This window comes from Thermohalobaculum xanthum (assembly GCF_016623495.1).
GTDB classification, from domain to species: Bacteria; Pseudomonadota; Alphaproteobacteria; order Rhodobacterales; family Rhodobacteraceae; genus Thermohalobaculum; species Thermohalobaculum xanthum.
On sequence record NZ_JAEHHL010000001.1, the window covers coordinates 728,476 to 755,054 of the forward strand.

The window sequence follows — 26,579 nt, forward strand, 5'->3', positions numbered from 1 at the left end:
GACAAGCTCTGAGGACAATTGATGAAGCTCGGGATACTGCAGACGGGTCGCTCGCCGGAGGAGCTACGCACGGCGCATGGCGACTATGATGACTTCTTCCGCCGCTTCCTCGACGGGCGCGGTTTCGAGTTCGTCACCTACCCGGTGCTTGACGGCATCCTGCCCGCCGAGCCCGATGAGGCCGATTGCTGGCTGATCACCGGCTCGAAATTCGGGACCTACGAACCGCATCCCTGGATCCCGCCGCTCGAGGCATTCCTCCGCCGCAGCTTCACGGCCGGCGTGCCGATCGTCGGAATCTGCTTCGGACACCAGATCCTGGCACAGGCACTCGGCGGCAAGGTCGAGAAGTTCGCGGGAGGCTGGTCGGTCGGACGCGAAACCTACGAGTTCGCCGGCCTCGCCAGCCCGATCGCCCTGATGGCCTGGCACCAGGACCAGGTGATCGAGAAGCCCAGCGAGGCCGAGGTGCTGGGCTCGTCGCCGTTCTGCCGGTACGCGGCGCTGGCCTATGGCGACCGAGCGCTCACGATCCAGCCCCATCCCGAGTTCCAACGGACCTTCGTAAGGGACCTGATCGAGGCGCGGCGCGACCTTCTGCCCGATGACATCGCCCGTAAAGCGCTCGTCTCGCTCGGCGAACCAACGGACTCAGCGCTGATTGGCGACATGGTGGAAGCGTTCCTGAAACGCCCGCGAGGAACTCGGAGTCCCGAGAATGCCAAGCCATCCGTCTAGTTCCCCCGCCGGAAGCGAACGGGTCCGGGTTCCGATCATCGAGAGACAGCGTCTTCGGGATGGGCGCAACCGTGCGTCCCGCATATGGTTGTCGGGAGGGGGCATCGGGACACCGGGGCAATGCCACAGCCCGGTGGCGGGGCGACACCTGCCGTGAACGCCTGCCCGGCGACGGCGCAAGCTGCGTGAGAGGAATTGGACGACCATGGCCAAGACGAAGAAGCTGACCAGCCTGACCGAGATCTTCCGCTTCCTGCGCAAGAACACGACACCGATCTACGTGATCACGCCGACGCCATACAGCCTGCTCGGGCTCGATCAGTGGGTCGGCGCGATGGAATTCGTGAACTACTTCGACATCTTCGACGGCGCCCATCCGCGTGTCTTCGTGCCCGCGACGATCACGGCGCCCGAGTTCCAGTCGATGGAGGATGTCGCCAACTACCTGGTCGCGCATCCCCAGTTCCGTGACCGGGTCAAGTCGCGCCCGCGCGGCAAGGCGATCTTCGTCATGTTCGACGAAGAGACCGAGGCGCTGTGCGAGCAGGTCGGACTCGACATCGCCCTCGCCCCAGCGGCGTTGCGCACTCGGCTCGACTCGAAGATCGAGACGACGCGGCTCGGCAACGAGGCGAATGTTCCGAGCGCGCCCAACGTGCTCGGCCGGGCCGAGAGCTACGAGGCGTTGATTGCCCTTGCCAAGAGCGCCGGGCTCGGCTCGGACCTCGTCGTGCAGACACCTTATGGGGACAGCGGCCGGACGACCTTCTTCATCAAATCCGAGAAGGATTGGGACAAGGTCGCCGCCAAGGTCATCGACCAGGACCTCAAGGTGATGAAGCGGCTCAATCACCTGCCCGGCACGATCGAGGGCTGCGCCACACGGCTTGGGACCTTCGTTGGCCCGGTGATGACCGACATCACCGGCTTCAAGGAGATCACGCCCTACAAGGGCGGCTGGTGCGGCAACGACATCTCTCCGACGATCCTGCCCGAAGGCGTGCCCGAGAAGGTCCGCGACATGGCGCAGAGGTTCGGCGACCGGCTCTATCGCGAGGGCTACAAGGGCGTATTCTGCATCGACTTCCTGCTCGATACGGACACGAACGAGGTCTATCTCGGGGAACTCAATCCGCGCGTCAGCGGCGCGTCGCCGCCAACCAACCTGATCACCTCGACCTATGGCGGCTGCCCGCTTTTCCTGTTCCACCTCCTTGAATATCTCGATGTCGACTACGAGATCGACGTCGAGGCGGTACAGGCCCGGTGGAACGACTACGATCACTGGACCCAGCTCATCCTGAAACAGACCGAGGACAAGGTCGAATTGATCACCCGCGCGCCGAGATCCGGCATCTGGCGGATGGGAATTGGCGGCGAGGTCAGCTTCCTGCGCAACGCTCTCAACGTCACGAGCCTTGCCGACGAGAACGAGGCCTTCTATCTGCGGGTGCACGGGGTCGGCGAGTACTGCTATCACGGCGCCGATCTTGGCTGCCTGCTTGCCCGCGGACGCATGCAGACCGACAAGCGCAAGCTGACCGAGCGGGCACGCCGGTGGAATGCGGGGCTCAAGTCGCAGTTCCACAGCGTGCCGATCGCAGCCGCGCCGCCGGTGTCCATGCCGTCCGATCTCTCGGAGGCTAAATGGTTCTGACGTGGATGCCGCCTGTCAGCCCCGCGCGATCCCTCGGCGCGCTTGATAAATGGCGCCGAGTGGCCTGGGCATCCCCTTGCGCCACTCGGGCAGCGTAGCTGAGGCCACCGCGAGATGGAGAGCGCATCACATCGCCGTCAGCCCGTCTCTCTCGTCTTTCGAGGGATGAGCGAGGACAAGCCTGGGCTTGCCTGGAAGGATGTGTTCGAACGAGGCTGGCCCGGCTGGCGCCGGTGGTTCTTGAGCCGCGGCGGCGACAGTCAGCCGACCCGCAACGCGGCGGAGCGGGCATTGCGCCAGCACATGCCCGACTTCGAACCGCTGTGGCATGCCCTTGTCACGACCGCTCGGGCCGATGCAGACGCCGCGCGGTTCCTGAGCTTCTGGCGCCCGCCTCGCTATCTGGTCGGCTGTTCCCAGGCCGCCTTTATCGACGAACGCGGTCCGGGGCTGATCCGAAACTACGACCTCGACCCGGGCCTCAACGAGACCACCATGCTGCATTCCCGATGGCGTGGACGCAGGGTGATGGGAATGGTCGACGGCATGGCCGGGCTTGCGGACGGCATGAACGATGCCGGCCTGGCCGTGTCCCTCGCATTCGGCGGACGAGTTGTGGCGGGACGGGGCTTCGGCATCCCGATCATCGTCCGGTACATCCTCGAGACGTGCTCGTCCGTCGACGAAGCCGTCGAGGTCTTGCGTGCCGTGCCCAGCCACATGTCCTACAATGTCACGCTGATCGACCGCAGCGGAGCCTCGGCGACAGTGTTCGTCGCCCCGGATCGGCCGACTATTCTGCGCACGACACCGTATGCGACCAATCACCAGCTGGGCGTGGAATGGCCGCAGCATGGCAGGATCTCGCGGACCCTGCTTCGCTCCGAGCACCTCGAGAACCTGTTCAATCGCAAAGTTCTCTCGGGGGCCGGCCTGATGCAGGAATTTCGCCAGAAACCCCTGTTCTCGACGGGCTATGCGTCAGGCTTCGGGACGGTCTACACCGTGCTCTACCGCCCGCTCGAGGGAACCGCGACACTGATCTGGTCCACCGAGTCCGAGCACAGCTGGTCCATCGACCATTTCGTCCCTGCGGAAATCACCGCGGTTTACGACCAGAACGGATCCTGGCTTCGCGCCACGGGCCCGCGCGGGATAGACGCTCCGCCGACACTCGCCGGACCGCAGGACGTGCCACGGACACCCCATGCCGACATCGGCATCTACAAATCATGACATCGGGAGAAACAAGTTGAGCAAGTTCGCCATCGCCGCGATCCAGATGCACATCGGCATGAAACGCAACGTCGACGAAATGCGTCGGCGGCTCGAGATCATGATGCAGCTCTACCCGTGGGTGCAGATGGTCGTCTTCAGCGAGCTTGCCGCGCATGGTCCGGCGCTTCACGCTGCGCAGCCTGCCGGCGGTGATCTCGACAAGGAATTCTCGCAGATGGCGCGGGATTTCGATATCTGGCTTTTGCCGGGATCATATTTTGAGGCGCAGGACGGCAAGGTCTACAACATGGCCCCGGTGATCAATCCATCGGGTGAGATCATCGCACGCTATCGCAAGATATTCCCCTTCGCGCCTTACGAGGAAGGCGTGACCGCAGGCGACCAGTTCTGCGTGTTCGACGTGCCCGGCGTCGGTCGGCTGGGATTGTCGATTTGCTACGATATCTGGTTCCCCGAGGTGTCGCGCACGCTGACCTCGATGGGCGCCGAGGTGCTGATCAACCCGGTTCTCGCACATTTCATGGACCGTCCCGCTGACCTCGCCGTCGCCCAGGCGACGGCGGCGATGTTCCAGAGCTATGTGTTCCATATCAACGGATTACTGGCGGGCGGGAATGGCTATTCGATGGTATACGACCCGGCGGGTCGCGTGCTTCATCAGGGCAACGTGCAGGAAGAGATGATCATGATCGAGGTCGACTTCGACCTCGTCCGGCGCCAGCGCCGCCGGGGCATCCTGAACATGGGGCAGCCGCTCAAGAGCTTCCGCGACAGCGAGATCAGATTCCCGATCTACGAGCCGAACTTCGACCGTGGCTATCTCGACTCGCTGGGCCCTCTGGAGAAGCCAGCCCGCGCCTGACCGGGCTCTGGCGGAGAAACCCGGCTTGATGCCGGGAAGCGGCCTCCCTGACCTGTCGTGGTGAGAGAGCCACACACTTTCCGGTGCGTCAGACCTAGATCGAGATCATGGGCCACGATACCGTGCGGTTCTGGTGGCGCGGGTCTCCGTCGAAGGTGCAGCCGATATCCGGTGCGCGCGTCGTCTGTCGTGCTTCGCCGCCGCCCATTCCTCTGTCCGGGACCGCTTCAACCAGGAACGCAGCCCCTCCGAGTTGGAACATCTTCAAACGCTATGGAGCCACCGGTCGCGCTGAGTAGCGTCCGTTCGATCCCGCACCCAGAATTCCTGCCTTGGCAAAACGGGACTGGCTTGGATCGATCTGGCACCACCTCGCTCGCTCAGGTGATCGGCACAGCCGCCCGTGGTGATCGCATGCTCCCGATCACGAGGCCTGCCGTGATCGATCATCGCTTGGCTGCGTAATACGATACGCGGCGCTCAAGATACGCGAGCAACTCCGAGATCGAGAACGCCATCGCGAACAATACGATTAGGACGGCCCAAAAATGCGTCATCAGAAAATTCGCGGAGTAGAGTTCAAACAACGCGCCGAAGCCGACGATCGATATCAGAAGCTGGCCGATAATCACGCCCTTCACTGCCCGAATGACGCCGATCCGTACGCCGCTCAGGATTTCCGGCAGCGCCGCCCAGAAATAGACCTTGGCGAAGGCATCCAGCGGCGAGGCGCCGAAACAGCGCGCCATCTCGACGAGCGAACGGTTTATCTGCATGACCCCCGCACGCGCGTTGAGGATGATGATCCAGATCGCGAAGAGCGCCGTGGTGATGATGATCGACTTCATCCCGAACCCGAAAAGCACCATCAGAACAGGCACAAGCGCGGTCAAAGGCGCACTGAGGAAGATGTTCACCCAGGGAAGAAGAAGCTCGTCGAGAAGCCTGCTCTTGCCCATCATGATGCCCGTCGGCACGCCGATCACGACTGCTGCAAGCACCCCGACCGAGAACGCGTAGGCGGTCTCGCCCAGCGCCTTGAGGAAAGCCGGCGTGCCGATGATCTCGATCAGCGTCACAAAGACCGCGCTTAGTGGCGGGATGAAGAAGGTGACGCCAAGGCGACCAACGATCTCCCAGAGCAAGCCCCACAGGATCAGAGACGACATGTCGGGGAGGCGGTGGCCAAAGAGCTTCACGGGTCATTCACTCCACGTAGCTGCGCAGCGAAGCCCAGATCCGGTCGACCGTGTCGAGGTATTCCGGATCGCGCCGGATGTTCTCGGTCCCCTTCTCGCGGATGCCGGTCGGACGGATGACCTCCGAGACACGACTGGGCCGCGGCAGAAGGATCGCGATCTGGTCCGAGACGTAGACGGCCTCCTCGATCGAGTGCGTGACGAAGATGAATGTCTTGTTCTCGTTCGCGACCAGCGTGAGCAGATCCTCCTGGAACTTCCTGCGGGTCTGCTCGTCCACGGCCGAGAAAGGCTCGTCCATCAGAAGCACCTCGGCATCGACCGAGAGCGCGCGGGCGAGCCCGACGCGCTGGCGCATCCCGCCAGACAGCTGGTGCGGATAGCTCGTCTCGAAACCCGCGAGACCCACATCACGGATATACTTCGCAGCGATGTCTTCCCGCTCCGACTGCGCGACACCGCGCAGCTCGAGGCCGAAGGCGACATTGCGAAGTACGGTGGCCCAGGGCAGAAGGGCGAAATCCTGAAAGACGAACGCCCTGTCGGGCCCCGGTCCCGTCACGGTCTTGCCGTTCACCTCGACCTCGCCCGACGTCGGTGGAATGAGCCCGGCGATGATCTTGAGGAGCGTCGTCTTCCCGCAACCAGAGGGCCCGAGCAACGACGTCAGCTGGCCCCGCGGAAAATCCAGCGAGAGCTTCTTCAGCGCCTCGACGCTGCCGTAGTTCTTCGAGACATCGCGTGTCCTGACAGCAATTTCGGCGGCCGGTTTGGCCGCCTGACGTGATGCCAGGCTAATCTGTGACATACCCACGATTGTTTCCCCTGAAGAGGTGAAGCTCTATCTTTTCCAGCAGGTTGAGGAAGAGCACGGCGAGCAGGATGATCGAGAAGATCGCCGCGTACATGCTGGGATAATCCGCAATCGAACGGCTGTAGGTGATGATATCTCCCACGCCGGTCGGGGTGATCTTGAGCTCGGACAGGATCGCCCCGATGAAGCCCGCGGAGATCCCCAGGCGCAGGCCCGAGAAGATGATCGGCGAGGCCGCCGGGAGGATCACCTTCAGAATGACGTCGCGTCGCGAGCCGAGAAATGCGCGCGCCATCTCCTTGAGCGAGGATGGCGTGTTTCGCACCGCGCCTGCCGTGTTGAGCACGATCACGGGCATCGCCATGATGCACACCACGAACACCTTCGAGGTGAGCCCGATCCCATATGCCATGACCAACAACGGGATCAGCGCCGCAAGGGGCGCCGCCTGCATGACGATGAAGATGGGCGAGAACAGCCAGTCGAACCTCGCGCTGAGACCAATCCAGAGCCCCAGCGCGATGCCCAGGAACGACGATATCAGAACGCCCAGAACCAGCGGCCGCAGCGTCTCGGCGTAGGCCGCGAAGAGCGTGCCATCGAGCGTCAGCGCGACCAGGGCCTGCATCGACTCGAGGAAGGTCGGGAAGGCGTAGCTCACCGGGATGCGGCCAGCGATCTCCCAGGCCCCGAAGACGATCGCGGACGAGAGCACTTTGAGCAGAAATGAACGGCTTGGCATCTGTCTTCTACCGAACTCGCGAACCGGACGAACGGGCCATTGGCCGACACCCGGCCAACGGCCCCTCAGGCCGCGTCACTGCGCGGATTCGAGCGGTTTGAGATACCAGAAGTCCTCGATGTTCAGGCTCGCCGGGTCGCCCGTGAGCTGCCCGGCCCTCGAGTACCATTCCATGTCAGCGAGTGCAGCCTTGCGCCCGCCGCCATCGGGATCATAGAGCCCGCCCTCGACGGCATCGGTGTAGAAGCCGTCCAGACTGTCGAGAATTTCCTTGGGGAGTTGTCCGATCGGTCCGTTGGGATCGGTTTCGCGCCGGATGATCGTCGGATCCTTGGCCATGTCGCGATAGACGCTGAGGAGCGCCTTCACGAAGATGTCGACTTCCTTCTCGTGCGCCTTGATCCAGTCCAGGTTTCCGAAAAGCGCCTCGTCGCTCGCATCGACCTCGAACATTGGCAGCACGTTGAACTGGTCGCCATGCTGCTTCATCAGCTTGTTCTTGTTCGAAAGGTCGACGATCGTCGCGTCGGTTTGACCGCCGACAAGCGCAACGACCCGGTTCGCCGAGCCGGGGACATATGACCGGGTTCCGAACTTGATGCCGACCTTCTCTTCGATGACGTTGGCGATGGAATCCGTACCGCCGCCGCGAGAATGCAGCATGATGGGTTCGCCGTTCAGATCCTCCAGCTTGCTGTATTTTTTCGAGGTCACCGGAAAGAACTTCAGCTTCGAAAGCTGGAAGACGATGCGGATCGGCGCCTTGGACTTCTGCATCACCGCGTATGGCGTGCCAAAGCCGATGTCCATCTGCCCGCTCAGCACCGCCTGGATCGCGAGTTCCTCGTCCGCAAAGGCCGTCCATTCATAGTCGAGGCCTTTGGCCTTGGCCCTGTCGAGCGCGACGAAGAACGCCGCGAGTTCGTCGGAGGGCGTCTCGGCGAGCGCGATCCGTATCTTCTCGGCGCGGGCATCGGACGTGCCTCCCGCGGATACCACGAGAACCAGAGCGCATAGTGCCACCAAATTTCTGAGCAACTTTGTCATGATGTTCCTCCCTGAGAACTGTTTTTGATCGTCGTTGCCGTTTTGGCTTCTGGATGTTCTCCTATCGATGGGTCGCTTTTGACTTCTCACGCCTCTCCGAAGAGCCGGGCCGAGACCGAGCCGATATGCCGTCGCATCGCGTCCTGAGCCGCCAGCGGGTCGCGCTGCTCGATCGCAGCAGAAATCTGCTCGTGCTCAGAGAAGCTCGAATGCCCTTCGGGAGGGCGGATGCTGTCGCGCACGACACTCGCACCCGCGACGGCGCGGCGTACCTCGTTAAGCTGGTCGAACAGCGTCACGAGCAGAAGATTGTCGGACGCCTCTGCCACCGCTCGGTGAAACAGATCGTCATATCTCTCGTATTCGGACCAGGATGACGCCTGCGCAGCGCGATCCTTCAGCAAATTGATGCGTATCACCGCCTCGCGCGAAGCATTGATCGCTGCTTCGCGCGCAATTGCGGGTTCGATGCACAGCCGCGCGCGCATCATGCGCATGGGCGTAAGCTGCTGCCCGAGCGCGGCCAAGCTGCCCGACGGCACCTCGGCAATGCCGCCCCCTCCGGCCACGAAGGTGCCCTTGCCCACGTGGCGCCAGATGGCGCCCTGGCGCTCGAGCTCTTCCAGCCCCTTCCGAAGCGTCGTGCGGCTCATCCCCAGGGTGCTTATGAGCTCGCGCTCGGGCGGCAACCGATCGCCAGTCCGGTATCCGCCCGCCTCGATCAAGGCTCTGAGCCTCGCGGTCGCCTCCTCGCGCTCGCTTCTGTCGGGACGTGTCAGCACCGCATCGACTTCCTCGATTGGTCCATCAATAGGTGATCAATTTTTAGATTATACCCAATTTCGCGCGCCAGCAATCAAACATGCATTGATCGGACATATTGGTTGCGATTGATCTACCTCGGCAAACTGGTTAAGGCATTTCACAGATCATCGAGCGAACGGAGAGTCGGATGCCCGATTTTGTCATTACTGCGCCGGTCACTCCCACCCTGCCGGTCGAGGGTACGGAAGCCGTCTTCCCGGTTCGGCGGGTCTATTGCATCGGTCGCAACTACGCCGCCCACACGATCGAGATGGGCGGCGACCCAAACCGGGAGCCGCCGTTCTTTTTCCAGAAGAACCCGGACAACCTCGACACGTCCGGTCAATTCCCCTACCCGCCCAAGTCCTCCGACGTGCATCACGAGTTGGAGATGTTGGTCGCGTTGAAATCCGGCGGCACGAACATCCCCGTCGAGCGGGCCCTCGACCACGTGTTCGGCTATGCGGTCTGCCTCGACATGACCCGGCGCGACCTTCAGGGAGAGGCGAAGGACCTTCGGCGCCCCTGGGAGATCGGGAAGGCGTTCGAGCGTTCGGCTCCGTGCGGCCCGATCGTTCCTGCGTCGCGCATCGGTCACCCCGACCGAGGGCAGGTCGAACTCAAGGTCAACGGCACCGTCCGACAAGAAGGTGACCTTGACCAGATGATCTGGAAGGTGCCCGAGATGATCTCTTACCTCTCGGACTATTTCGAACTCGCCGCAGGTGATGTGATCATGTCCGGAACACCGTCGGGCGTCGCGGCGGTGACGCGTGGCGACGTTCTTGAAGGCAGGATCGAGCACGTCGGGACGCTCAAGGTCACCGTTACCTGACCCGTCGAGCCGGACCGCTTGGGTGCCGCTTGAAAGATTGCGTCGCCGCCCAGTGATGATCGCGTAAACGGAGCGTCAGAGTGCACTCGCTCGCGGCGGGGTGCCTGCCCGCCATCCCTTCCGGAGGAAGCAAGCAGTATCGATTCCGCTTGTTCAAGACGTCGCCAGTGGCGACCCCGCTGGCGGCCATGACGTGCGTCGGGTTCGCGCAGGCGCACATCCCCTTCCGAACATCGAGGCGCACGGAAGTATGCTTCCAGGAAATCGAGGCTTCGCCTCTTTACCGTCGTCCTCTTGGCACGCTCAACCGAGGCGCCACTCAGAGGTAGTGGCGTCAGGTCGGTGCAGCCTTGCGCATCCACCACTTGCAACTGGGATCGCTGTGCACGCATTGGCCAGCACTTCCCGATGCGGTTTGCGCGAGTAGTTGACTAAATCGATCTGATAAATTAGCCGATGTAGCCGAGCTCACCCAGCATTCCGCCAGGCAGCCTTCCGAAGCTCGAGAACGGTAGGTTTGACCTGAGGGGAACCGGGATGCGCGATGCCTTTCCCGCCGGCGCGAAAATCGTATCTGTCGCAGCGCAGAGAGTCGTTGCGCATGAGATTGAACAATTCTGCCGGCAGCACAACACGATGCAGGCTGGCACGATTCCGGCGATCCGGCCTCGGGCCGCGGTCGACGCGCTGTCTCGCTCGGACATGGCTGGCACGACCGACGATATCCGAAGGAAGAAGCGCAACGTCCACGGGATCCGCGGGACTCGCTCTAAGAGCTTTCCTCGCCCTGCATCCGGTCACGAAGCGGTGCTCGACGCCAGCCGCAACCGGGGTCGATCCGGCGGGAGGCCGTGACATGACGGATCAGACGTCCAACGTTACCACGCTGGCTGCACCGGATCCGCAGGCCACTGGGTCGAGTGCCGACGCTTCGTCGGCCGACGGCCTGGCGACGCCCACGACTGCAGACACGGCATCATCGACCCCTGAGACCGGGGTCACAGCCGAGATCTCGCGCACCGAGGCCATCCCAGACCCCGGAGCAACCGACCCCGCGCTTGACCTGTTTACGCGCGGTGCGGAGTTCCTCGACAAGGGTGGCATCGCCATGTGGCTGATCGCGGCCCTCTCGGTCGTGACTCTCGCGCTCGTCTTCCTGAAACTGTGGCGACTTGCCCGCATGGGTGCCTGGGGCGGCCGGAATGCCGAGACGGCGGTGACCCTCTGGTGCCGGGGCGATCATGCGGCCGCGGCCGAGGCGGTTCTGCGCGGCCGGGGGGTACGCGATCGTCTCGTTGCCACCGCGTTCAGTGCAGTGCGCCTCCACGGCGGCGCGACCGACGATGCGCGGGACGAGACCACACGCGTCGCCCGCCGCCTTCTGGCCGAGGTGGGCTCGGGCCTGCGCGCGCTTGAGCTGATCGCGACGGTGGCGCCGCTGCTGGGGCTCTTCGGGACCGTTCTGGGCATGATCGGTGCCTTCCAGGCGCTCCAGAGTGCAGGCACACGTACCGACCCTTCGGCGCTCGCCGGCGGGATCTGGGAGGCGCTGCTGACGACCGCCGCGGGCATGGCTGTGGCGATCCCCGCGTCCGCGGCACTTACATGGTTCGAGAGCGTGACCGACCGCGTCCGCCTCGACATGGAGGATCTTGCAACGCGCGTCTTCGTCCGGGCCGAGGCACCAGCGCTCGCCCGCGCGGCCGAGTGAAACGATGGCGACGCCGAGCTTCGGCCGGCCGGCGCGTCGGCGCCGCCCTAGCCTCACACCGATGATCGACGTTGTGTTCCTGCTGCTGGTGTTCTTCATGCTGGCGGCCCGCTTCGGCATCGAGCAGGCGATCCCCGTGGGCGCGGCACTGGCCGGCGGCGGCGAGTATCGCGGCGCGCCGCGCCTCGTCACGGTTACGCCGGAGGGGGTGCGACTGAACGGGCGTTCGGTGGACCTCGCGGCCCTGCCCGAGGCGCTGCGTCCGCTGATGCCGGACAACGATGCTCTGGTCGTCCTGCGCGCATCCGGCGGCGCCGACCTGCAGGCCGTCGTCGGCGTGCTCGATGCACTCGGCGCCGCAGGGATCGGTCGCGTCGTGTTGGCGGAGTGAGACATGGACTTCGCCACCCCAGCTCGCCGCACGAGAGCCGAGAGCATCGTGCCAATGATCAACGTGGTCTTCCTGCTGCTGGTCTTTTTCCTCATGACCGCCACGATAGCGCCGCCCCAGCCGTTCGAGACGATCCCGCCCGCGAGCCGGGACGAGAGCGCGGCCCAAAGTGATCCCACCGCGGCCGATGCACTGCACGTCGCCGCCGACGGCAGCCTGGCATGGCGCGAGACCCGAGGCGCGAGCGCCGTGCATGCAGCAGCCAGCCATGTGAGGGCCAAAGGCGCCCCGCTCCTCATTCGCGCCGACCGGCGGGCCGACGGCGCGGCGATCGCGCGCCTGCTGTCCGAACTTGCCGAGTCGGGAGTATCACAGGCCCGTCTCGTGACGGAGCCCGCGCCGTGATGCGCCGCGCCGAGGGACCGCTCTTCCTCATCCTGGCGGTGCTGGTGCACCTTGCGCTGCTGGGCATCGCCCTTCATCCGGACGCTCCGGAAGCCGGTGGAGGTGGCGGCATCAGGTCGATCACCGCCGCGCCCGCCGAGGTCATGGCATTGGTCGAGGCATGGGAAGTCCAGCCAGAGCCCGCCGCCCAGCCGCCCGAGCTCATCGCCTCATCCGACCCCAAGTCGCTGGCGCCCCGCGTTCATTCGGCGATGTCGGCCCCGGGAACCGCGCGGCGGCCCGAGCCCCCGCCCCTCGCGGTCGCGCGGCTTTCGCCGCTCGGAGTTCTTCCGACCCCGACGCAGGCCCCGTCGATGGCGGAGCATCCAGAGCGGTCCGAAATCGTCACGGCCCCGGCGGAGCCAGTGGCGAAGCCGGCCTCGGAGAGGGCTGCAGGCCCCGTGACCGCCGCCATTCCCGGTCCAAAGCCAGACCTGCCGAGCGAGATCCTTCCGCATCGCCCCGCGCGCGGCGAACCTGCAGATGACGCCCCGCCGAAACCGTCGACTGAAGCCCGAAAGCCGCCGGAGGCCGCGAAGCCGAACGCCCGCTCGGCGCCGTCCGAGCATGCGACTGAAGGCTCAGACCCGATTTCGGCGGTGGCAAACGCTGCCGCCGGTTCCACCGGAAACGGTTCGGCCGGGTCGGGAAGCACCGGCACGGCGGGAGGGGGTGGAGCCGCCGACGCAAAGCTGAGCCTCGGCGCCGCGGTGCGGGCCGCGATCGAGCGTGAAAAATCGTATCCACGACGCGCCCGCCTTCGCCGGATCGAGGGGATGCTGGCGCTGCGTGTCACGATCTCACGCAACGGCGGGCTGATCGGTGCCGATATCGCGCGCTCGTCCGGCCAGGCACTCCTGGACGAGGCTGCGCTGGACGCGGCCCGCACGGTCGACCGCTACCCCAGCGCCCCCGTCGAGCTACCGGGAGCCGAGTTCAGCTTCGTGATTCCGGTTGCGTTCCAGTTGCGTTGATGCCCGGACCGCGCGTCGACGGCTCAGAGACCGACGAGATGGTTGTCCCAGGCACCCGGTGCTCGGCTCGCGGCGATCGGGGCGAGATCCTTGTCGAGCAGGGTGACGCCACCGAGCCCGTCGGTCGCAACCCATCCCGCGCCTGCGCCGGAGGCGATGCCGCACACGTCCTCGCGTGCCCAGCCAGCGATCTGCGCGCCCTGCCGATCCCAAGCCAGCGCCAGACCGCCGCGTGGTGAGGTGATCGCCGCTGCGCGACCCACGGCGTCAAAGGAGACGCTTCCTGCATAGCCCTTCATACGCGCCAGGACATGGGGTTCAGCCTCAGCCAGCAACAGACCGGGCCATTCCGGTCGATGGAAGGCCAGCAGCGGCACGCCTTCGTCCGGGTCTCCCTGCCACTGCATCGCCGCGGCAACAAGTCCGTCCGGCGCAACCGAAAGGTGGCGGATCGAACCGAGCCGCAGCGCCTCCGGCAGCCGTGCCTCGGCCTGCAACGCGCCATCGGACGCGCGAACATAGGCGAGCGAGGCGCGCATGGTGTCGAGGTTGAGCTTCTCGCGCCCGCTCGACGGATGGGTCCGGATGCCGCCATTGGCGACGACCAGCATCGAGCCGTCCGGCGTCAGGCAGATATCGTGAGGGCCGATCCCGCCCGAGGCAACCTCGCCGATCCGGCGATAGCCATCACGCGCGTCCCACACACCGATCCGGCCTTCGCCGGTCTGATAGGCGTTCTCGGTCGTGAAAAGCATGGCACCGTCACGCGAGAACGCACCGTGGCCGTAGAAATGCCGCCCTTCGGGAGCATCCAGCCGCGCCGTCTCGTGCCCCGCCGCGCAGTCGATCACCAGCGCGAAGGCCCCAGGGCGCCGCGCGAAGGCGACCGCCTCGGGCCGAAGAGGGTGCGCCGCCGCGGCGTGGCCGCGCCCGGGCAACGGCAATTCGAAGATTGGCGCGCCCGACGCGTCGAGGCCGGCGAGGCGATAGGCGCCGTCCACGCTCCGCGCGGCGGCGAGGTAGGCGGGCGCTCCCGCCGCGGCCCAGCCGGGCGCTGCCATGGTAGCCACGGCGCATAATGCTCCGGTCCGGGACAGAAAACGCCGTCGCGTGAGTCGCACCTCAGTCCCCATCTGCAGCGTTGAACCCCTGCGTGATTCCGAGGTCGGGGCCGAGCCCGTCACGGACCGCGACCTCCAGACGCGCGACCGCCTGACCGAGCGCCTCGACCCTGATCCTACCCTGCCCCGCGACCGCCTCGGACAGCGGCGCCGCCTCTTCGGCGGTCGCCAGCCGCGCGAATACGTCGCGAAACGCGGCATCCAGTGCCTCGGCTCGCGCTGGGGACAGCTCGGGCATGAAGCCCCTGCGGACCGTCGCCTCGACCGCCTCGAGCAGAAGTCGGATCTGCCTCAGGCTACGGCCCGACCGCCATGCCTCGGCAAGCCGCGGGCGGGGCCGGTCGAAGCTGCCAAGCGGGGTGGCGATGCGGTCCTTCCGGGTCTCGGCCAGTGCCGCGAGCATGACCGCGAGAAGGCGCTGCGTCACCTCGGAAGCTGCGAGAAAGGTGACATTGCCGGGTTCGCCCGCCGTCGTGACCGTTTCGGCCCAGGGGTCGCGCCACCGTGCCGCGATCTCGGCGCCAAGGCGCGAGAGATCGGCAGCGCCAGCCGCAACATAGCGACACTGGTAATCGTCGATCGGCGCGGCCGAGCCCGTATCGTCCCAGAGCAGCCGCTCGAGCGCGAAGAACCCCCGTGTCGAGACCGGAAGCTCCGCGAAGGCCGCTGGATCGTCGACGGCCGGATCTTGCGCCTTCAGGACGCGCGCGACCGTGCGCCCGGTCGCGCCCCGCTCGTCTGGCCAAAACGCGATGGCAAAGGCGCGATCCCCCTCCTGAAGCGGCCCGAACCGAAAGTGCTGGATCGCCATCCAGGCGTCCCAAGCCAGGTGAAACCGCTCGCGCAGCACCGCAGCGTCGACCTCGGCACACTCGGCCGCCGCCGCGTCGGCTAGGCGCGCCGCGGCGTCGGCAAACGCATCCGACCCGGGCAGGATCACGGCTTCGAGGATCCGCGTCGCCACCGCCCGGTGGTCGGTTTCGGCCCGAGCCGAAGGTGCCAGAAGCGCGAGGGCAGCCGCCAGGATCAGGCGCAACATCACAGCGATCCGAGGAAAGTGAGCAGCGCAGCGCGGTCCGCCGGCGGCATCTCGACCACCTGCGCACGCGAGGCCTCGGCCTCGCCACCGTGCCAGAGCACCGCCTCCAGCAGGTTCCGCGCGCGGCCGTCGTGGAGGAACTTGCTGTGGCCGCTGACCGTCTGCGTGAGCCCGATGCCCCAGAGCGGCGCCGTGCGCCACTCCTGGCTATCCGCCAGCCCCTCGGGCCGGTTGTCGGCCAGCCCCTCGCCCATGTCGTGCAGCAGCATGTCAGTATAGGGCCAGATCAGCTGGAAGCTCTGCTCAGGCCGGTCCGCAAGCCGGTGGGTCACGAATTTCGGCGTGTGGCAGGCGGCGCAGCCGGCATCGTGGAAGACCTGCTTGCCGCGAAGCACCCGCGGGTCGTCGACGTCACGCCGGGCGGGGACGGCCAGGTTGCGGCTGTAGAAGGTCACGAGGTCGAGCGCCACGTCGTCAACCTCGAGGGGGCTCCCGCCATCGGGAGCGGCCTGGCATTCAGGCTGCACATCGGTGCACTCGCCCGCGCCTGCGGGGAATAGGCTGGTCGACAGCCCCATGTCGCCCGAGAAGGCAGCGGCCGACTGTTGGCGGATCGTCGGGGCCCCTGCCTTGAGGCCAAAGCGGCCCAGCATCGGACGGTCAAACTCGCGCGACCAGGCAATGTTGGGCCGGCCCGAGATGCCGTCTCGGTCGGCATCCTCGGGGTCGGCCAAGGCCAGGATGTCGGCCGCGGGCACTGCTTCGAGCAGCCCCAGCCCGATCATCTGCGGCGCGACGCGCGGCGAGAGCATCGCCCCCTCGGCAAGGGGGCCATAGCCAAGTTGCTCGGCCCGCCAGGTCGGGCGCCGCAGCCATGCCGTCTCGCCCCCTGAAAGCGCGACCTCGATTTCCTCCCAGCTGACGTCGAGCCGGTATTCCGCCGGGACACCGGGGATCGAGAAATCCTGCAACTGCTCGCCATAGACCGGATCGGGCTGCACGCGGTGACTGCCTGGAATGGGCCCCGGAGCGCCGCCGGGCACCGAGACCCGAAGGAACATCGATACGGCGTTGTCGTCTTGCCCCTCGTATGGATGGCCGCGGCCGTCCTTGATGTGGCAACGCTGGCAGCTCCGAGCATTGTAGAGCGGGCCAAGCCCGTCCGAGGCCTCGGTCGAGGACGGCGCTGCGACCCAGACCTTGCGAAAGAGCCCGTTGCCGACCTTGAAATCCATCTCCCGCTCGAACGGCATGTTGGCCGAGGCGTGCGAAAAGGCGTCATGGTTGACGCGCTTGAGCGAGGTCGCGGCACCCGCCGGCCGTGCCTCGAACTTCTCGGGCGCTGAGAAATCCGTGGCCGGCGTGGTCACCTGCTCGACCCGCGCGGCCTCGGCCGCCGCGCGAGGGATGATGGAAAGGTGCGGCTCGGCCGTGGCGATGGCGTCACCCTGACCGGCATGAACCACCACCACGGAAGCGCCAAGGCAAGTGCCGATGGCCGCGGCCCTCAGCAGAGGAACAAGGGAAGCGGGCGGCATCATAAGGGAAGTCAGTCCTCGCCGACGTCGTTCGCAGACTCGGCATTGAGCTGTGCGTAGCGCTCCTCGCCGATCGCAGCCAAGAGGTCGAGCTGTGTCTCGAGGAAGTCGATATGCCCTTCCTCGTCGGCCAGAAGCTCCTCGAAGAGCTTCATCGACACGTAGTCCCCGATCGAATGGCAATGCTCACGGGCCTCGCGGTAGAGCGCGCGCGCGTCATGCTCCGCGGCGAGATCGGCCTCGAGCGTCTCCCGTGGGTTCTGTCCGATGCGAAGCGGATCCAGCGTCTGGAGGTTCGGATGCCCCTCGAGAAAGATGATCCGGTCGATCAGCTTGTCGGCGTGATGCATCTCTTCGATGGATTCCTCGCGCGACTTGGCGGCAAGCTTGCCGACGCCCCAATCACTCTGCAGCCGATAATGCAGCCAGTACTGGTTCACCGCTGTCAGCTCGCTGCGGAGTGCCCGGTTCAGATACTCGATGACGCTCGCTTCGCCCTTCATTTGCCCGTCCTTCCTGTGTGATTGCGCGGAGCCCGCGCAAGTGCATGGGTAGCGGATTGTCGATACCAAGTTCCATGTTCGCAATGAAAAGAGGCACGCAGCCCCCGCAGACGGGTCGCTTGCCCAGCGCGCGATAGACCTTGCCAGGCGTCACGACCGCCTGCGGGTCGGCGGCGCGCATCCATTCGACGGCACTGCGGATGTCCTTGTCGGTGATGACGGCGCAAGAGCAGACGATCATCGCGGCCTCACTGAAACACGGCGCCGGGATTGTCGAGACTGTCCGACCCGTCGAACGCAATCGGCTCGAGCGCGAGGGCCGCGACGGCGCGCTCGATGTCGCGGGTTTGCGCGACCAATGCGTCGATCGCGGCCTGGATCAGCGCCTCGCCGGCGGCGTTGCCGGGTGCCAGCATCTGATCATAGGCGGTGCCTGCCTCGGCCGCCGTCTTGATCCCCCCCAGCGCCGCCATGGTCGCATCGAGGCTGTCGCGCAGCCGCGCGTCGGCCACTGCATCGGCGGCGGCGACGAGGTCCGTCACCGCGGGCCCCTCGACGACCGAGCCGTCGATGCGCACGTAGCGGCCGAGATAGACGTTCCGGATGCCCAGCCCGTCGTAGTAGTGGCTGTTGTGGGTGTTGTCCGAGAAGCAGTCATGTTCTTCCTCGGGGTCGTTGAGGAGAAGCCCGAGCTTCATCCGCTCGCCCGCCTGCTCGCCGTAGGAGAGGCTGCCCATCCCGGTGAGGATCGACACGATGCCGCCATCGGCACCCTTCGCCAGCAGCTCGGCCCGCGCCTCACCGCCCGGCGACCAGGCCGCCGCCATCCATTCCAGATCGGTGACGAGAAGGTCCGTCGCGGCCTTCAGGTAGGCGGCGCGCCGGTCGCAATTTCCGTTCGTGCAGGCCTGCGGGTCGAAATCGGTGGCGGGGCGCTGGCCCGCGCCCTGCCCGCTTCCGTTGATGTCCTGGCCCCACAGCAGGAACTCGATCGCGTGATAGCCGGTGGTGACATTGGCCTCGATCTCGTCAAGCTCGTGAAGCTCCCCGATCAGTGACGGCGTGATGGTGGACGCGTCGATTGTTCGGCCTGAAACGGTGATCTCGGGGCTGGCAATGATATTGAGCGCAGCATAGGGGTTGAGGTCAGTCGCTCCGCCGCCCGCGACGTAGTCGATCAGCCCCTCGTCGAGAGGCCAGGCGTTCACCTTGCCTTCCCAGGCGTCGACCACGGGGTTCCCGAAGCGATAAACCTCGGTCTGCTGATAGGGCACGCGCGCTCGGATCCATGCGGCCCGGGCATTGGCGAGCGTGACTTCCGAGGGAGCGGCAATCAACGCGTCGACGGCAGCATGAAGCGCGCGCGCGGACACAAGACTGTCGCCATAGGCCGCCTCGGCGATCGCCATGTAGGTGTCGAGGACGGCCTGCTTGTCGGGCGCCTCCGCGGCGGCGGCATGGCCGGCGATCACGCTTGTCACCACTGCCCCCACCATGAACTTCGCCATCTTCATCTTGCCCTCCAACCTCTCGATCACGTCTCTGTCCTCTTGATTCTCAATGCAGCGTTCGTGCCTCGCGCGACGTCGTCGGATAGGCACCAGCCTCGTCGAGCTGCATGCCGAGCCGGGCGGCGCGCTCGACAACCTCGACGAGATCGGCCTCGCGCAGCAGGCCGCGCACGTGCGACTCGGCCGCCGCACGCCGACCCCGCGCCGCTGCCCGGACCATGCCCGACAGTGCGGCCTCGTCCGCGCCGAGGCATGGGCAACGGGTCGCGTGACGCCGGAAGGGGCGCAGCGCACTTCGGGCCAGGACATCGATCAGCTGCTCGAAGCACGCCAGGATGCGGCGCGCACCCGTCACCCCGGCCGATCGCACCAGCGCATCCCAAAGCGCAGCCTGCGCCTGTGGGCCATCCAGCCACGAGCGCAACATCAGGACGAAGCCCTGCTCGACCGGATCGGCGTCCGCAAGCCAGCCTGTCCGGTCCTCGGCTTCCGGGTGCCCGGAGCCTTCCCGGCGCCATTTCATGAAGCCGCCCATCACTTCGTCAGGATCAGCTTGTCCGAGCGCGTGATGCGCAAGGTATAGACGTCCTCGCCATGCCGGATCAGCACGACCTTGGCAGCGCCGAACAGCGCCTTGCTGTCGATGTCCGCGACTGCCCCGGCAACTCCTGCTTTCGCACTTCCGTCGAAACGGGGCGTCGCCCCGGGCTCCCCATGTCCACGTCCTGCCATGTAATCCATCCAAGCCTCCCGGCGCCCGGCGAGGGCCGGGCGAGCGCGTTCGAAAAGAGGGTTTCACTGTCACGGCTGGCTTCCGGACCCCGTGCCGGTGGCTTGCATCGACTCGTGAATAGCAGAGTGTTTCGCTCGGAAAAAGAGTGTCCGACTGATTTTGTCTGATTTTTTGCGGCTGCCCTTGCCGCAGCTAAAATCACGCGAAGAATCTGACGCTTAACGCCAACGTGTGGGCACGCAGCGTGCAGGAATTTAATTGTTGACAAATTTAGTCTGAATTCACTAGTGACCGGCTACCGCTTCACGCCACCCAGCCTCTGCCCGGAAGCCCGCGGTTCCTTCTAGGGTCAAGAGGCAGGCACATGCGTGGTTCATCTTCATTCCGAGGCATCCGGCACCGCTCGGTCGTCACACTCGTAGCGGTGGGCGGAGCGGCGCTCACCCCTGGCGACATGCTCGCGCAGGAGCAATCGAGCGATCCGCTGGAACTGTCGCCCATCATCGTCACCGCGGGCTCGCGCGACGAGCGCGATCTCCTCGACACGCCAAATGCGGTGAACATCGTGGGCGAGGAGGAGGTGCTGCGGCGGCAACCCTCGACTTACGAGGAACTGATCGGGGATCAGACCGGCGTCACCATATCCGGAGGCCCGCGCGCCATCGCGCAGGAGCCGAACATCCGTGGCTTCCAGGACGAGCAGGTGGCAGTGCGCATCGATGGCGCGCGGCAGAACTTCAACCTCGACCACCGTGGCCGGTTCTTTCTCGACCCCGACATCCTCAAGCGCGTCGAGATCCTGCGGGGCGGCTCGTCGACGCTCTATGGCTCGGGTGCGCTCGGCGGGGCGATCCTGCTCGAGTCGAAGGACGCCGACGACATCCTGATGGGCGACGAAGGATGGGGCGGGCGCGTGAAGCTCGGCTACTCGAGCCAGGGGGACGAGTTCCTGACCAGCGCGACGGGCGCAGTGCGTGCGGACGCCTTCGACGCGATCGCATTCCTCGCCTACCGCCCGATGTTCAGCGACATCGATGACGGCAATGGGGACCCGATCCTGAACTCCGAGATCGACACACTAAACGGCCTCGTCAAGGTTGGCTGGCAGCCCTCCGACGCCCATCGCATCGAGCTTGGCTACACGCACTACAGCGACAACGGCGATACGCCGCCCAATGCCAACGCCGCGTCGACACCCGAAACCGTCGTGGGCCGGACCCTCGACTACGACAGCGTCCGTCTGGGCTGGGATTGGGCGCCCACCGGATCGGAGCTCGTCGATCTGTCGGTGCTTGCGTACTACAACGACACGCGCGCGACCGAGGACCGGATTGCCGACGGTCGGCTCGACAAGACCGATTACCGCACCCTTGGCTTCGAGGCCGTCAACCGCTCGCGCTTCGACATCGGCTTGCCGCTCCGCCTGACCTATGGCGTCGAGACCTACCGCGATCGGCAGGAGGCAACCCGAAACGGCGCGCCACGCCCTCAGGCGCCCGACGCCAGCGTCCTCTTCCTCGCGGGGTTCGCCCAGGCCGACATCGACGTGACCGAGACCGTGACCTTGACGCCCGGGCTCCGCTTCGACCTGTTCGACCTCGATCCCGAGGGAAGCTACGAAAGCCGCACCGAGCATCAGGTCTCGCCGCGGCTCGGCGTCTCGTGGCGCCCCGTCGAGCCTTTCCAGCTCTATACCAATGTCGCGCGATCCTTCCGCGCACCGTCGCTCACCGAACTCTACACCGACGGCGTCCACTTCTCGGTGCCGGGCTTCTCGCTCGGGCCGGGGATGGCATTCACCGGCAACAATGTCTTTGTGCCGGCCCCCGATCTCGACCCTGAGCGCGCGCTCGAGTTCGAGATCGGCGGACGCTACGATGCGCCCGACTTCCTCGGCTCCGGGGGCCGCCTCTCGTTCTCGGGCAATGTCTATTTCTCGCGCGTCGACGATTTCGTCGACACTCAGGTGACATTCATCGATTTCTCGACCGGCACATTCAATCCCGGAACAGGCCTCGTCGAGTTCGACGGAACCACCCGCAGTGAGAATGTCGATGCCGACCTGTGGGGCTTCGAGGCCGACGTTACCTACGATGCCGGCCTCTGGTTCACGGGCGCCGGGCTGACGATCCCGCGCGGTCGCAACCGGTCGGGCGGCGCGCTTGCCTCGATCCCGCAGGACCGGCTGGTCCTGACTGCCGGCGTTCGCCCCGTCGGAGATGTAGAGATCGGCGGGCGTGCGACCTTTGCCGACGGCCAAGACGATGTGCCGGCAGGCAGCCTCGAGACGCCCGGTTATGCGGTCTTCGACGTGTTCGCCAACTGGGTGCCCACGAGCGGTCCGTTCGAGGGCGCGACCCTCGCCGCCGGCATCGACAACCTGACGGACCGCCAATACCGCATCCATCCGAACGGGCTCAACCAGCCCGGGCTGACCTTCAAGCTGGGCGTCAGCTACGACTTCTGAGGAGCCGAGGCATGAGTACTTCGACGACGACCCTTCTCGACGAATGGCACGCTTTGCGCGCCGCCGAGCCGCAGATCCGCGCGCGTGACGCCGCCGAGTGGCTGGGCGTCAGCGAGGGCAAGCTTCTGGACGCGCGGCGGGAAACGGGCGACGTCGCTCGCCTCGCGCCGCGCGGCGCCGGGTTCGCCACATTGATCGAAGGCATCTCCGGCGTGGGTCGGATCATGACGCTCACCCGAAACGACGCGGCCGTCCACGAGACGCATGGAAGAATGGGCGAGGTCTCAATCTCGAACGTCATCGGACAAGTGACGGGCCAGATCGACCTGCGGCTGTTTCTGTCGCGCTGGACGGTCGCCTACGCGGTCGAGGAGGAAGTCCGCTCGGGCCTGCGCCGTTCGATCGAGGTGTTCGACGCAGCGGGCACGGCGGTGCTGAAGGTCTATGCGGTCGACGGCACGGATCCGGGCGCATGGTCGGAGCTGACCAAAGGGCTCCTCGACCCCGACGGCGGGCCCACCAGCTTCGCAGCGTCCCGCCCACCGGCCCCGGATAGGCCGGATGCCGAGATCGACGTCGAGGCGCTGCGGCGCGGCTGGCTGGCGCTCGAGCACAGTCACGACTTCCACGCACTCCTGCACCGCAATTGTGCCGGGCGCCTACAGGCGCTGCGCCTCGTCGGCGAGGATCTCGCCCGCCCGGTGGCCGAAGGCGCTGTTCAGGCCCTGCTCGATGGGGCCGCCGCATCCGGCCTGCCGATCATGTGCTTCGTCGGCAATCCGGGTTGCATCCAGATCCATTCGGGTCCCGTGCAGACGATCAAGCCGCTTGGACCCTGGCTCAACATTCTTGATCCGGAGTTCAACCTGCACCTTCGAACCGACCGGATCGCGAGCGTCTGGCGCGTCGTGAAGCCGACGGCGAGCCGGGGACGCATCACCTCGATCGAGTTGTTCGACGCCCAAGGCACGATGGCCTGCCAGTTCTTCGGCCAGCGCGCCGCGGGGCAGCCCGAGCGGCCGGAGTGGTCGCGCCTCGTGGCAACCGCAGCGGAGACCGCATCATGATCGGGCGGATCATCCTCGCCGTGCAATTGGCTGCCTGGGGGCTGAGTGTGCCCGCACCGGCGGCGGAACGGGTCGTGATTGCCGGCGGTGATCTGACCGAGATCGCCTTTGCGCTGGGCGCGGGCGATCTTGTCGTGGGTGTCGACCAGACCTCGACCTATCCGCCCGCGGCAACGGAACTTCCGCAGATCGGCTACATGCGCCGCCTCTCGGCCGAGGGCGTGTTGTCGCTCGCACCCGACCTCGTGATCGCCGCGCGCGATGCCGGCCCTGACACCGTGCTCGAGCAGCTCAGCGCCGCCGGTGTTCCCGTCTCGCGCGCGCCGGATGCCGAGGGCCCGGACAGCATCGCCGTCAAGATCCGCTTCGTCGGTGACGCCCTTGGCGAGGAAGAACGGGCCGGCGCACTCGCCACGCGGATCAAGGCGGACCTCGAGACCATCGCGAGCCGCGTCGCGTTACTGCAAAGCCGGCCGCGCGTGCTGTTCGTCCTGATGGTGCGGGACGGCACACCGATGGTCGCCGGGTCGGGGACTGCAGCCGACCAGATGCTGCGCCTCGCGGGCGCAGAGAACGCTGCAACCGGCTTCGGCGGCTACAAACCGATGTCGCGCGAGGCAATCATTTCCGCGGCGCCCGAGGCGGTCATCATGATGACCAGTCACGCCGATGCTGCAGGCGGCATCGACGCGGTGTTGTCGCGCCCCGACCTTGCCCTCACGCCCGCGGGCCGCGAGCGGCTCGGCGTGACAATGGAGGGAAACCTGCTCCTTGGCTTCGGTCCACGCACGCCCGAGGCCGTGGATCTGCTCGCGCGCGCACTGCATCCCGCGACAGCGCTGTTGGCAGCGGGGTTCAGGTGAGGGTGCTGTTTCTTCCAACCGCCGGCACGGCGTTGCCGTGGTTCACGGCAGTCTCACTTCTCGCGCTCGTCCTGGCGCTCGCAGCCCTTACGCTCGGGCCCGTCGAAATCACGCCCGAGCGCGTCCTCGCGGCCATCGCCGGTCGAGGTGCCCCCGCAGACGTGGCGATCGTCGGCGAGATCCGGCTGCCTCGCCTTCTGCTCGGTATTGCCGTTGGCGCGTCGCTCGCCATGTCGGGCGCGGCGCTCCAGGGAATGCTCCGCAACCCTCTTGCCGATCCCGGTCTGATCGGCGTGACGGCGGGCGCCTCGCTTGGAGCAGTGGCGGTGATCGTGCTCGGCGACGTCGTCGCCGGCGGCCTGCCGCAGGGCCTGCGGCCCTGGCTTCTTCCGATCGCGGCCTTTGCGGGCGGCGGGATCGTGATCGGCTTCGTCCTTGCCCTCGCGCGCCGCTCGACAGGCACCCCGGTCGCGACACTGATCCTTGCCGGCGTCGCGATCAACGCAATCGCCAGTGCAGGCATCGGTGCGCTCGTCTATCTGAGCGACGACCGGCAGCTCAGGGACCTGACGTTCTGGAGCATGGGCGCGCTTGGCGGCGCCGGCTGGGATCTGGCGGCTGCAGCCGCACTGCTTGCGGCGCTGGCACTTCCGATCCTACTGATCCATGCGCGCGCGCTCGACCTGATGCAGCTTGGCGAGCAAGCGGCCTTTCATGCCGGCCTCGACACGGAGCGGGTCAAGCGCCGGATCGCGCTCGCCACCGCGCTCGGGATCGGGGCGGTGACGGCAGCCGCGGGACCTATCGGTTTCATCGGGCTGGTCGCACCCCACCTTGCGCGACTCGTGATCGGGCCGGCACATGGCCTTCTTCTCCCCGCCGCAGGGCTCATGGGAGTGGTTCTGGTGCTGGCGGCCGATCTCGCGGTCCGCCTCGTCGTTCCACCGGCCGAGCCGCCGATTGGCCTTGCTACCAGCCTTATCGGCGGGCCCTTCTTTCTCTGGCTGCTTCTGCGCCGGGCGCCGTCGTCCAATGCTTGAGGCGCGCGAAGTCTCGTTGTCTCGCGGTGGCCGCGAGGTGCTCGGCGGTGTCTCGCTCTCGGTTCGCATGGGCGAGATCGTCGCCGTCGCCGGGCCCAACGGGGCGGGGAAATCGACCCTCCTGGGGTGCCTGTCGGGTGCGCTCGTGCCTTCGGCCGGCACGGTCCGGATCGACGGCGACGTGCCGCATCACCTCGATCCGGCAATGCTGGCACGGCGCCGCGCGGTTCTCGACCAGTCGCCCGGAACCGAAGTGGCCTTCCCCGTCGCGGACCTCGTGGCACTCGGCATCCCGCGCGAGATCCCGACTGACATGGCGCGCGGGATCGTGGCCGGGGCGCTTGCGGCCCTTGGCCTCGCTCGCGACGCGCGGCGACCCGTGACCACACTGTCCGGAGGCGAGCGTCACAGGGCGCATATGGCACGCGTGATCGCGCAGCTGATGGCGGGACGGGCGCTCGGAGGCGGACGCTGGCTGCTGCTGGACGAGCCCACGGCGAGCCTCGACTTCGCCCATCAGGTGGCCGTCCTGCGGGCGGCGCGCGAGGCGGCTGCGGGAGGCGGGGTTCTCATCGTGCTTCACGACCTCACCCTCGCGGCGCGCGTCGCAGACCGCATCGTGCTGATGCGCTCGGGCCGCGTCGAGGCGGATGGACCGCCGCGCGAAGTGCTCACGGCCGCGCGATTGTCGCAGCTTTACGGCCACCCGGTCGCCCTCGCCGAGGGACCGGACGGCGCCCCCGCAGTAATCCCCGTGATCGGCCAACATTCCAAAGGAGACAGCCAATGTTTATCGCAATGAACCGCTTTCGCGTCGTGAAGGGCCGCGAGGCCGACTTCGAGCAGGTCTGGCGAAGCCGTGAAAGCAAGCTCGCCGAGATGCCGGGCTTCCGGAGCTTCCACCTGCTGCGCGGGTCCGAGGGTGACGACCACACCCTGTTCGCCTCACACACGGTCTGGGACAGCCACGCCGATTTCGATGCGTGGACGCGCTCCGAGCAATTCCGTGCCGCGCATCGCGGCGCCGGCCAAAGCGCGCAGCTCTACCTCGGTCATCCGCAATTCGAGGGGTTCGCTATGGTCGACCTCTGACCAGCATATCAACGGCGGATCCTGCGGCGTGTGCTCACCCGCCGCGTCCGCGCCGATCTGTGCCAATGACCGGAGGCCAGCTTCACCACCGCCGCCCGCTCAGGCGCTGGTCCTGAGGGCCGCTCAGCCGGAAAATGCATATCCCCCA

At 66.3% G+C, this 26,579-nt stretch carries 27 protein-coding genes; 15 read left to right on the top strand and 12 right to left on the bottom strand.

Features of this window, described 5'->3' with window-relative positions; all coding sequences use genetic code 11:
• The first annotated feature begins 21 nt into the window (after positions 1-21).
• From H0I76_RS03425 to H0I76_RS03440, 4 genes are all read left to right on the top strand, one after another.
• Entirely contained in the window at positions 22-738 is a 717-nt protein-coding gene (locus H0I76_RS03425) for a type 1 glutamine amidotransferase (protein ID WP_200607091.1), read from the top strand.
• Between the two features lie 205 nt (positions 739-943).
• A complete protein-coding gene (locus H0I76_RS03430) occupies positions 944-2,395 on the top strand; it encodes a biotin carboxylase (protein WP_200607093.1) in 1,452 nt (483 codons plus the stop codon).
• A gap of 165 nt (positions 2,396-2,560) precedes the next feature.
• The gene (locus H0I76_RS03435) at positions 2,561-3,631 is read left to right on the top strand and encodes a C45 family autoproteolytic acyltransferase/hydolase (RefSeq protein WP_200607096.1); all 1,071 of its coding nucleotides are present in this window, start codon (positions 2,561-2,563) and stop codon (positions 3,629-3,631) included.
• 16 nt (positions 3,632-3,647) lie between these two features.
• Positions 3,648-4,496 carry a carbon-nitrogen hydrolase family protein gene (locus H0I76_RS03440; RefSeq protein ID WP_200607098.1) on the top strand — a complete coding sequence of 283 codons (849 nt, stop codon included), beginning with the start codon at positions 3,648-3,650 and terminating at the stop codon, positions 4,494-4,496.
• A 446-nt stretch (positions 4,497-4,942) separates the two neighbouring features.
• Here the strand turns inward: H0I76_RS03440 and H0I76_RS03445 are convergent, their stop codons facing one another.
• The 5 genes from H0I76_RS03445 to H0I76_RS03465 all read right to left on the bottom strand — a co-directional run bounded on the left by H0I76_RS03445 (position 4,943) and on the right by H0I76_RS03465 (position 9,080).
• Positions 4,943-5,575, bottom strand: coding sequence for an ABC transporter permease (locus H0I76_RS03445; RefSeq protein ID WP_200607100.1), 633 nt, complete (start codon positions 5,573-5,575; stop codon positions 4,943-4,945).
• Between the two features lie 127 nt (positions 5,576-5,702).
• A complete protein-coding gene (locus H0I76_RS03450) occupies positions 5,703-6,503 on the bottom strand; it encodes an ABC transporter ATP-binding protein (protein WP_200607102.1) in 801 nt (266 codons plus the stop codon).
• Positions 6,490-7,251, bottom strand: a complete 762-nt coding sequence (locus tag H0I76_RS03455) for an ABC transporter permease (protein WP_200607104.1) — start codon at positions 7,249-7,251, stop codon at positions 6,490-6,492. Before H0I76_RS03455 ends, H0I76_RS03450 begins: the two co-directional genes overlap by 14 nt.
• Positions 7,252-7,326: 75 nt before the next feature.
• Positions 7,327-8,298 carry an ABC transporter substrate-binding protein gene (locus tag H0I76_RS03460; RefSeq protein ID WP_200607107.1) on the bottom strand — a complete coding sequence of 324 codons (972 nt, stop codon included), beginning with the start codon at positions 8,296-8,298 and terminating at the stop codon, positions 7,327-7,329.
• An 86-nt stretch (positions 8,299-8,384) separates the two neighbouring features.
• Positions 8,385-9,080: a FadR/GntR family transcriptional regulator gene (locus H0I76_RS03465; RefSeq protein ID WP_200607109.1), complete on the bottom strand. Its 696-nt coding sequence runs from the start codon at positions 9,078-9,080 to the stop codon at positions 8,385-8,387.
• Between the two features lie 170 nt (positions 9,081-9,250).
• Between H0I76_RS03465 and H0I76_RS03470 the strand changes: the two genes are divergently transcribed.
• From H0I76_RS03470 to H0I76_RS03490, 5 genes are all read left to right on the top strand, one after another.
• Positions 9,251-9,937 carry a fumarylacetoacetate hydrolase family protein gene (locus tag H0I76_RS03470; protein WP_200607111.1) on the top strand — a complete coding sequence of 229 codons (687 nt, stop codon included), beginning with the start codon at positions 9,251-9,253 and terminating at the stop codon, positions 9,935-9,937.
• 856 nt (positions 9,938-10,793) lie between these two features.
• Positions 10,794-11,648, top strand: coding sequence for a MotA/TolQ/ExbB proton channel family protein (locus H0I76_RS03475; RefSeq protein ID WP_200607114.1), 855 nt, complete (start codon positions 10,794-10,796; stop codon positions 11,646-11,648).
• Between the two features lie 4 nt (positions 11,649-11,652).
• Positions 11,653-12,039 (top strand): ExbD/TolR family protein, encoded by a 387-nt coding sequence (locus tag H0I76_RS03480; RefSeq protein WP_200607116.1) that lies wholly within the window; start codon positions 11,653-11,655, stop codon positions 12,037-12,039.
• A 3-nt stretch (positions 12,040-12,042) separates the two neighbouring features.
• A complete protein-coding gene (locus H0I76_RS03485) occupies positions 12,043-12,444 on the top strand; it encodes a biopolymer transporter ExbD (protein ID WP_200607118.1) in 402 nt (133 codons plus the stop codon).
• The gene (locus H0I76_RS03490) at positions 12,444-13,457 is read left to right on the top strand and encodes an energy transducer TonB (protein WP_200607120.1); all 1,014 of its coding nucleotides are present in this window, start codon (positions 12,444-12,446) and stop codon (positions 13,455-13,457) included. The genes H0I76_RS03485 and H0I76_RS03490 overlap by 1 nt, the downstream gene beginning before the upstream one ends.
• Positions 13,458-13,480: 23 nt before the next feature.
• Here H0I76_RS03490 and H0I76_RS03495 read toward each other — a convergent pair whose 3' ends face one another.
• The 7 genes from H0I76_RS03495 to H0I76_RS03530 form a co-directional block, all read right to left on the bottom strand.
• Positions 13,481-14,518 (bottom strand): DUF1513 domain-containing protein, encoded by a 1,038-nt coding sequence (locus H0I76_RS03495; protein WP_200607850.1) that lies wholly within the window; start codon positions 14,516-14,518, stop codon positions 13,481-13,483.
• Between the two features lie 61 nt (positions 14,519-14,579).
• Entirely contained in the window at positions 14,580-15,617 is a 1,038-nt protein-coding gene (locus H0I76_RS03500) for an imelysin family protein (RefSeq protein ID WP_200607122.1), read from the bottom strand.
• On the bottom strand, positions 15,617-17,155 hold the full coding sequence (locus tag H0I76_RS03505) for a di-heme oxidoreductase family protein (protein ID WP_200607124.1): 1,539 nt from the start codon (positions 17,153-17,155) through the stop codon (positions 15,617-15,619). Before H0I76_RS03505 ends, H0I76_RS03500 begins: the two co-directional genes overlap by 1 nt.
• An 11-nt stretch (positions 17,156-17,166) precedes the next feature.
• Positions 17,167-17,658, bottom strand: coding sequence for a bacterioferritin (bfr, locus tag H0I76_RS03510; protein ID WP_200607126.1), 492 nt, complete (start codon positions 17,656-17,658; stop codon positions 17,167-17,169).
• Positions 17,659-17,906: 248 nt separating this feature from the next.
• Positions 17,907-19,166: an imelysin family protein gene (locus H0I76_RS03520; RefSeq protein ID WP_407704248.1), complete on the bottom strand. Its 1,260-nt coding sequence runs from the start codon at positions 19,164-19,166 to the stop codon at positions 17,907-17,909.
• Positions 19,167-19,215: 49 nt separating this feature from the next.
• A complete protein-coding gene (locus H0I76_RS03525; protein WP_200607130.1) occupies positions 19,216-19,692 on the bottom strand; it encodes a hypothetical protein in 477 nt (158 codons plus the stop codon).
• An 11-nt stretch (positions 19,693-19,703) separates the two neighbouring features.
• The gene (locus H0I76_RS03530) at positions 19,704-19,901 is read right to left on the bottom strand and encodes a hemin uptake protein HemP (RefSeq protein WP_200607132.1); all 198 of its coding nucleotides are present in this window, start codon (positions 19,899-19,901) and stop codon (positions 19,704-19,706) included.
• 365 nt (positions 19,902-20,266) lie between these two features.
• Here H0I76_RS03530 and H0I76_RS03535 point away from each other — a divergent pair, with 365 nt between their 5' ends.
• The 6 genes from H0I76_RS03535 to H0I76_RS03560 are packed head-to-tail and all read left to right on the top strand — an operon-like array spanning position 20,267 to position 26,431.
• Positions 20,267-22,369 (top strand): TonB-dependent hemoglobin/transferrin/lactoferrin family receptor, encoded by a 2,103-nt coding sequence (locus H0I76_RS03535; RefSeq protein ID WP_200607134.1) that lies wholly within the window; start codon positions 20,267-20,269, stop codon positions 22,367-22,369.
• Between the two features lie 11 nt (positions 22,370-22,380).
• The gene (locus tag H0I76_RS03540; RefSeq protein ID WP_200607136.1) at positions 22,381-23,436 is read left to right on the top strand and encodes a hemin-degrading factor; all 1,056 of its coding nucleotides are present in this window, start codon (positions 22,381-22,383) and stop codon (positions 23,434-23,436) included.
• On the top strand, positions 23,433-24,299 hold the full coding sequence (locus H0I76_RS03545) for a heme/hemin ABC transporter substrate-binding protein (RefSeq protein ID WP_200607138.1): 867 nt from the start codon (positions 23,433-23,435) through the stop codon (positions 24,297-24,299). The genes H0I76_RS03540 and H0I76_RS03545 overlap by 4 nt, the downstream gene beginning before the upstream one ends.
• Before the next feature lie 2 nt (positions 24,300-24,301).
• The gene (locus H0I76_RS03550; protein ID WP_200607141.1) at positions 24,302-25,339 is read left to right on the top strand and encodes a FecCD family ABC transporter permease; all 1,038 of its coding nucleotides are present in this window, start codon (positions 24,302-24,304) and stop codon (positions 25,337-25,339) included.
• Positions 25,332-26,141, top strand: coding sequence for an ATP-binding cassette domain-containing protein (locus tag H0I76_RS03555; RefSeq protein ID WP_200607143.1), 810 nt, complete (start codon positions 25,332-25,334; stop codon positions 26,139-26,141). The genes H0I76_RS03550 and H0I76_RS03555 overlap by 8 nt, the downstream gene beginning before the upstream one ends.
• Entirely contained in the window at positions 26,126-26,431 is a 306-nt protein-coding gene (locus H0I76_RS03560) for an antibiotic biosynthesis monooxygenase family protein (RefSeq protein WP_200607145.1), read from the top strand. Before H0I76_RS03555 ends, H0I76_RS03560 begins: the two co-directional genes overlap by 16 nt.
• Positions 26,432-26,579: the final 148 nt, after the last annotated feature.